The 7,249-nt window shown below is 41.2% G+C and carries 8 protein-coding genes and 1 rRNA gene; 6 read left to right on the top strand and 3 right to left on the bottom strand.

The genetic code is table 11. The features are described from left to right. Both ABHC48_RS20225 and ABHC48_RS20220 read left to right on the top strand, forming a co-directional pair. Positions 1-126 (top strand): 23S ribosomal RNA (locus tag ABHC48_RS20225); the annotation flags it as partial. A 283-nt stretch (positions 127-409) separates the two neighbouring features. Then, positions 410-1,822: an MATE family efflux transporter gene (locus ABHC48_RS20220; RefSeq protein ID WP_226815898.1), complete on the top strand. Its 1,413-nt coding sequence runs from the start codon at positions 410-412 to the stop codon at positions 1,820-1,822. Positions 1,823-2,005: 183 nt separating this feature from the next. Here the strand turns inward: ABHC48_RS20220 and ABHC48_RS20215 are convergent, their stop codons facing one another. Beyond that, positions 2,006-2,968 (bottom strand): helix-turn-helix transcriptional regulator, encoded by a 963-nt coding sequence (locus ABHC48_RS20215; protein WP_173719648.1) that lies wholly within the window; start codon positions 2,966-2,968, stop codon positions 2,006-2,008. Next, positions 2,961-3,173, bottom strand: coding sequence for a TOBE domain-containing protein (locus ABHC48_RS20210; RefSeq protein ID WP_118579240.1), 213 nt, complete (start codon positions 3,171-3,173; stop codon positions 2,961-2,963). Before ABHC48_RS20210 ends, ABHC48_RS20215 begins: the two co-directional genes overlap by 8 nt. Before the next feature lie 397 nt (positions 3,174-3,570). On the opposite strand from ABHC48_RS20210, the gene modA reads away from it, so the two are divergent. The 4 genes from modA (at position 3,571) to ABHC48_RS20190 (ending at position 6,855) form a co-directional block, all read left to right on the top strand. After that, positions 3,571-4,458 (top strand): molybdate ABC transporter substrate-binding protein, encoded by an 888-nt coding sequence (modA, locus tag ABHC48_RS20205; RefSeq protein ID WP_118579237.1) that lies wholly within the window; start codon positions 3,571-3,573, stop codon positions 4,456-4,458. 11 nt (positions 4,459-4,469) lie between these two features. Beyond that, complete coding sequence (modB, locus tag ABHC48_RS20200) at positions 4,470-5,165, top strand: molybdate ABC transporter permease subunit (protein ID WP_118579234.1); 696 nt, start codon at positions 4,470-4,472, stop codon at positions 5,163-5,165. Then, positions 5,165-6,217, top strand: a complete 1,053-nt coding sequence (locus ABHC48_RS20195) for an ATP-binding cassette domain-containing protein (protein WP_195700477.1) — start codon at positions 5,165-5,167, stop codon at positions 6,215-6,217. Before modB ends, ABHC48_RS20195 begins: the two co-directional genes overlap by 1 nt. Positions 6,218-6,633: 416 nt before the next feature. Continuing rightward, the gene (locus ABHC48_RS20190) at positions 6,634-6,855 is read left to right on the top strand and encodes a hypothetical protein (RefSeq protein WP_195700476.1); all 222 of its coding nucleotides are present in this window, start codon (positions 6,634-6,636) and stop codon (positions 6,853-6,855) included. 70 nt (positions 6,856-6,925) lie between these two features. Here the strand turns inward: ABHC48_RS20190 and ABHC48_RS20185 are convergent, their stop codons facing one another. Further along, positions 6,926-7,066, bottom strand: coding sequence for a DUF3990 domain-containing protein (locus ABHC48_RS20185; RefSeq protein ID WP_195700475.1), 141 nt, complete (start codon positions 7,064-7,066; stop codon positions 6,926-6,928). Between the last annotated feature and the right edge of the window lie 183 nt (positions 7,067-7,249).

The following is a 7,249-nucleotide window of genomic DNA, read 5'->3' as shown; positions in this document are numbered from 1 at the left end:
CTCAAGATGAGATGTCCCATTCGAAAGAAGTAAACCCCCTTGAAGACGACGAGGTAGATAGGGCAGGGGTGGAAGTGCAGTAATGCATGGAGCTGACTGTTACTAATAGGGTGAGGGCTTGACCAAGAAATGGGAAAGGCGGTTATAAAGTAGCTGCCGGACTCACGCAGAGGTAAAATGATTCCATTAGGATGTAACATGTATGTAGTTTTGAAGGTACAGAACGGAAACGGTAGCCGGTTGGTTATCGTTTTTTTTGTGTGTAGGTTCCTATTGCAAAATTTTCTCCTTTGTTTACATTTACCTATTGCATTATTTGAAAATATGTAGTAACTTAGTATCTACCACGCTGTAATCACAGAACAAATATTCTGTTTTACAGTTTGGAAATGAAGGGGGAAATCGATAAATGGAAAACACAGTAACTAAGCCTGGATTCCGGAAGAAATTTCTGGGAGATAAGGCCTTTTACAAAATGGTACTTGCAATTGCAATACCCATTATGATACAGAATGGTATCACTAATTTTGTCAGTCTTCTGGACAATATTATGATCGGAAGGATTGGCACAGAGCAAATGTCAGGGGCAGCCATTGTAAATCAGCTTCTTTTTGTATATAATCTTTGTCTGTTTGGAGGCGTGTCCGGTGCTGGAATTTTTACAGCTCAGTACGCAGGCCAGAAGGATCATGAAGGTGTGCGCCAGACATTTCGCTACAAATTATGGCTGGTAATTGCGCTCACAATTATAACAATATTGATTTTAATGTGCTCAGGAGAAAACCTGATCGGCATGTATCTGAAAGGCGAAGGAAGTGCAGCTGCGCTGGAGGCTACGAGCAGATATGGAATGCAGTATTTGTGGATCATGTTTATTGGATTGCCGCCATTTATGATCAGTCAGGCATACTCCAGTACCCTTCGCGAATGCGGAGAGACTGTTCAGCCTATGAAGGCGGGAGTTACTGCAGTACTTGTGAATCTTGTATTCAACTATCTTCTTATTTATGGTAAATTTGGTTTTCCGGAGCTGGGGGTACAGGGAGCCGCTATTGCGACTGTTCTTTCCCGCTATGTGGAGGCTGCAATTATAATTATATGGTCACATACCCACACAGAGAAAATGCCTTTTGCCAAAGGGCTTTACAGTACGCTGAAGGTACCAGCTAATTTAACAAAGAAGATTTTGATCAAAGGAACTCCGCTGCTGCTTAATGAGACTCTCTGGGCAGCCGGAATGGCAATTCTTACCCAGTGCTATTCTATTCGGGGATTAAACGTAGTAGCTGCACAGAATATTGCAAATACCATTAATAATGTTTTTAATGTCGTATTCATCGCTTTGGGAGACTCTGTTGCCATTGTAGTGGGACAGCTGTTAGGCGCGGGAAATATGAAGAAGGCCAGAGATACAGATAATAAGATGATTGCATTTTCTGTTATGTGCTGCACTGGAGTGGCATTAGTCATGCTGATTGTCGCACCATTTTTCCCAAAGCTGTATAACACCAATCTGGATGCGCAGGAACTGGCGAAATACTTTATTATGATCATGGCAATTTTTATGCCGCAGAACGCATTCCTGCATGCTTCATATTTTACCTTGCGTTCCGGTGGAAAAACGATCATTACATTTTTATTTGACAGTGTATTTGTGTGGTGTGTCAGTGTACCCATTGCGTATTGCCTCAGTCGCTTCACAGGTTTACACGTGTTGGCTGTTTTTGCCATGGTACAGGTGGGAGATATTTTGAAGTGTATTGTGGGTTTTGTGCTGGTTAAGAAAGGTGTATGGATGCAGAATATTGTTTCCGGAAAATAGGCGTGGAATGCCTGATAATTATTTTGCAAATAGAGTTTTTTGTTAACCGAATGACTTATCTGGAGCGTGTTTGAAAAAGGCTTTTTCAAATGCGTTCTAAGAAAAAATGCTTTTAATTTATTCAAACAGCAGTTCAGAAGCTGCGTAAATAAATTAAAAGCATTTTTATTATCCATGGGTATTTTAAAGAGAAAGCAGTTCCCCTGTCCGTGTCACATTATATCCGGTCTGTCCCTGAAGAATCGTTCGGAAATCTTCAGACCGTACAATTTCAAGAAGAGCAGAGAATCCAGGCTGGGAAAGGGCTTCCGTTTCCATGACCAGATACATAGGAAGTGTCTGAAGCGGAATAAAATCTAGAAGTCCGGACTGGTGTGCTGCGTATTCTTCTCCAAGAGCTGAATCTGCCTTGTGCGTAGCAATAGCTGCGGCAGTGGAAATATCAGATACCAGTTCAGTATGGTAACCAGATATGCTGGCTGGCGAAATTTTTTCTGAGAAAAGAAACTGGTCCAGGTAAATCCGTGGTGTACTTCCTTTTTCTCGATTGGCAATCTTTATGTCTTTACAGGCGAAATCCATCAGACCTGAAAGCTTCAAAGGGTTTCCAGAAGGAACATAAAGCCCTATGGAATACTCATAAAGGCATAAAAGAGAAAGCTGTACACCTGGGACAAGGCTGCGGATATGTTCCAGATCCAGACTTGCACATGCTATGTGAGCCTTTTTGAAATAAAGAGAATACAGGCTGTTGTAGCTGTTCATAAAGGATTGAAGGACTGGAATCCCCTGAGGGTGAATGGACATCTGGCTGATCAGAAGTTCGAGAGCCGGGGAAAACTGTCCGCAAAGGATCAGTCCGCTGGAGTGGAGAAGATAATCCCTCTTCAAAAGGGAACTTTCTGGAGGAAGTTCCGGAATCTGCAGATTTCCGTTAGGGGTACTGGAAGAAGCGGCTTTCTGATCTGGCATGTTATTGCCGGAACCGGAACGCTCCAGGTATTGTTTCAGCTGCTGCTCGCTGATGCGAAGCTGTTTTCCTACTTTAGAAGAATATAATTCTCCACGTTTGATCAATTCATAAACCGTGGTCTTCTTAATTTGAAGCTTGTCTGCAATTTCCTGAGCAGTATAAAGTTTATTCATCAATTCCCACCATAACGTTGGTTGCCTTAATGACTGCGTAAGCGTCAGAGCCAACTTCAAGTCCAAGTTCTTCTACAGCTGCACAGGAAATAGTAGCTGTGATAATGTTGCCGCCTCCGATATCAATTGTGACGATGGAGTTAACGGCTCCCTTATTGATATTGATAACTTTTCCTTTTAACTGATTGCGTGCACTTAATTTCATATTTAAATCCTCTTTTCATTATTTATTACAAAATTCCTGAACGACAGCCGTGTATTCATTATGTCTATATGCTGAATGGATGGATATCAGACAGATCGGAACATATGAGCAAGTAGGAGATTAGACAGGAGTATGAACGTGTTCCATAGCTGAGAAGCAGCTGCCTTTTGTATTTATTATTGGTAGTATTTAAATATCATAGCATGTTGGAAAGAAAATAACAAGGAGTGTTTCGTTGGAGAAAAAATGAAAAGTAAAAAAATTTGTGTGAACTAATAAAAATTGTACAAACAATGCAGGCTCAAATTGACATAGCAAATGAAATTAAGTATAATGAATGAAACCGAACAAAACATAACAAAACACAACAAAATACAACAAGAATGGAGGGCGTGAAATGAAAAAAAGAGTTTTTGCAGCACTTATGGCTGGTGTTATGGGAACTATGATGTTTGGAACTACTTTCGTATCTGCTGAAGCAGAGACAGCGGAACTGAAATGTGAGGTTTACGCATTTATTGCAGCCAGCCTGAATAACGCCATGGAAGAGATTCAGAAGAATTTTAATGAGACTTATCCGGATGTTGAGATTCTTTACAATGCGGACAGTTCAGGAACTTTGCAGACTCAGATTGAGGAAGGCGCCCGCTGCGATATTTTCTTCTCAGCAGCTACGAAGCAGATGGATGCATTGGTTGACGAGGGACTTGCTGACAAGGATTCTGTAGTGGATCTTCTTGAGAATAAAGTTGTTCTTATTAAACCAAAGGATGGGGAGACCAAGGTAACCGGATTTGAGAACATCACAGATGCTGCAAACCTTGCCCTTGCCGGAGAGGACGTTCCGGTTGGACAGTATTCCCGCGAGATTTTTGATAATCTTGGAATTACAGATGAAGTAAACAAGATGGAGATCAACGAAGGTAAGAATGTTACAGATGTACTTGCATCTGTAAGTGAGGGCAGCAATGAGGTTGGTATCGTATATGCTACGGATGCGGCTTCTGTGGCAGATTCTGTTGAGGTTATTGCAGAGGCACCGGAGGAAAGCCTTAAAACACCTGTACTTTACCCTGCCGGAATGGTAGAAGATAAAGAAGCAAGTGATGATGATAAAGCAGCAGCAGAAGCATTTCTTGAGTACCTTCAGTCTGATGAAGCTCTTGAAGTATTTGAGAAATATGGATTTGCAGCTTATGTAAATGGCGAGAAAACGGATGACATGGCAGCCGCTGAAGAGACCGCAGAGCCGACAGAGGAAGCATCTGAAGACACTGCAGAATAAAGGATAATAATATGGTAGAATTTCTCAGTGAAATAAACTGGAGTCCTTTGTGGATTTCTTTGAAAACCGGTGTGGCAGCAACTATATTTGCTTTTTTTCTGGGTGTATTCTGTGCAAGGAAGATCATGAAACTGAAACCGGGAGCAAGGGCAGTGCTGGATGGGATTCTGACAATGCCTCTTGTTCTGCCTCCTACAGTAGCTGGATTCTGCCTGCTTTTGCTTTTTAGCCTAAAAAGGCCTTTTGGAAGTTTTCTGCTGGACAATTTTGATATTAAAGTAGTTCAGACATGGACCGGATGTGTGATCGCAGCTTCTGTGATCGCGTTTCCACTGATGTATCGAAATGCCAGGGCGGCCTTTGAGCAGGTGGATGTGAATCTGATCTATGCAGGAAGAACTCTGGGAATGAGTGAAAGCCGGATATTCTGGAAGGTAATTATACCTGCAGCAGGACCTGGAATTGCTTCCGGTACTGTACTGGCTTTTGCCCGTGCCATTGGAGAATATGGAGCAACCTCCATGCTTGCCGGCAATATCCTTGGAAAGACAAGGACGGTTTCTGTTGCAATTGCATCAGAGACTGCAGCTGGAAATTATGATATGGCAGGTTTCTGGGTCGTAGTGATCATATTGATCTCATTTCTGGTGGTTGCAGCAATTAATATTGCTTCCGGCAGAGGAATGCAGACCAGAAGGTGGATATAATGGCGATTGAACTTGATATTCAGAAAAATTTTAAAGGCTTTTCCCTGGATGTAAGACTGAAGGGGCAGGATGGACCTATAGGGATCCTGGGCGCTTCCGGAAGCGGAAAGAGTATGACTCTTCGCAGTATTGCCGGAATTGAAACTCCGGATTCCGGAAGAATCATTATTAACGGGAAGACTGTTTTTGATTCTGAGGCAAAAATTAATTTAAAGCCTCAGGAGAGAAGAGTTGGATACCTGTTTCAGAATTATGCCCTTTTCCCAACTATGACTGTGGAAAAGAATATTGCCTGCGGGTATCGAGGGGAAAAAAGCGAGCTTTCACAGAAGGTTGCAGATTACATAAAAAGATATCATTTGGAGGGACTGGAAAAGCATTTGCCGTCGCAGCTTTCTGGCGGTCAGCAGCAGCGGGTGGCTCTCGCGCGTATGATGATCGGAGAGCCGGAGATGATTCTTCTGGATGAACCTTTTTCTGCGCTGGATGGGTATCTGAAGGATATTTTGCAGCGTGATATGCAGAATTTTTTGAAAGATTACAAAGGCGATATGATTATGGTAACTCACAGTAGGGATGAGGCCTATAAGTTCTGCGGTCAGCTGACCCTGTTGAATAATGGAAAAGATATTCTTACTGGTGAGACCAGGGATATTTTCGAGAATCCTCAGTATCTGGAGGCTGCAAGGCTGACTGGATGTAAGAATTTTTCTGCAGTGCAGAAGATGGGCAGCCATGAGGTTTATGCATTGGATTGGGAGCTTATGCTTCGTTCAGAACAGGAAGTGACAGAGGATATTACCCATGTTGGAATCCGGGGACATTGGATGAGGCCGGCAACTAAGGCTGGTGAGAATACCATGGAAGTGCAGGTTGAGGAGTATATTGAAAATACTTTTGAGCATCAGTATCTGTTTCGTAATAAAGGGGCTGCAGAAAGCGGCACTTTGTGGTGGATGTGCCAGAAAAAGAATTTTCAAGAGACTGCCAGGGAAAATATTCCAAAGTATCTGTATTTTCCCCCAGAGCATGTGATGTTGTTGAAGAAATAAAATAAGGTGGCTCTGAATGCATAATAAAGGAATATGAGATAGCATGGAATGGTGTGCTGTTTCATATTCCTTATTTTGTATTGAGAAGTTTGCAGAAGACGGATAGTAGAAGAATGTCTTTATTTCAGATATGTTTTAGAACTTTTTTTAAACAAGCTCTGATGCTGCGATAAAAAAACGCCGGAAACCTTGAATTACAAGATTTCTGACGCTTAAGAGCAGGGGATGAGAGAATCGAACACCGTTGGAAATGTCGATAAATGGCGTAAATAAAGGATTTCTTAAGCAAAGACCTGACATCATCTGACAACATGGTGACATCATTTATTTAAGAATTTATGGAAAGGAGCTGTTTCAGTGTTACACCTAATATAACCAAAATAACATCTTTTGTAAACAATTAGGAGAAGACAACAGTGAAACAGTTAAATGGAATTTTTCAAAATTGGAGTGATACTCTGGAAGACTCCCTAGTGATACTTGCAACATGGAAAGCTATCGAAACAGAACTTGAATTGCTACAGAATGACAAGATGCAAGATTTGATTTTTGCATATTCTACGGCGGTGCAAAAAGAAGCTTTTTGTGCTGGGTATAAAAAAGGTATACGGTTAATAATGGATATTCTCGAGGATTGAAGATTTTAAAAGTTAAGGTTTAAAAAATTAGAAGTAAAAAAAGAAAACATGACGTTGAGGAGGGATTTTACTAAAAAGCCATTTCTATATTCTCAGTACAATAAAAACCTACTCCATAATCATTATCTTTAGCACCTTCACCATATTTAGGTTCTATTATTCCTGTTGATCCGTGATATAAAATTACATTGTTAGAACTGTCAATCTTCATGAAAGTACCTCCTATACTAATACTGATATGCTTAGAGTTTAACATAAATCTCATATTGTGTAAATATATTTAAGTAAAAGAAAAGGTGGTAGATTATCTACCACCTTTCAGACTGTAGACAAAGCCCTGCTTTTGCAGGGTTTTGCTATTGTTGGAACCGCTTTTCTGATATAATAAATATCA

It is taken from the genome of Ruminococcus sp. 1001136sp1, assembly GCF_039841815.1.
Lineage (GTDB): Bacteria > Bacillota > Clostridia > Lachnospirales > Lachnospiraceae > Blautia_A > Blautia_A faecis.
Note: the sequence above shows the minus strand (reverse complement) of the source record. Positions and strands in the feature narration are given on the sequence as shown.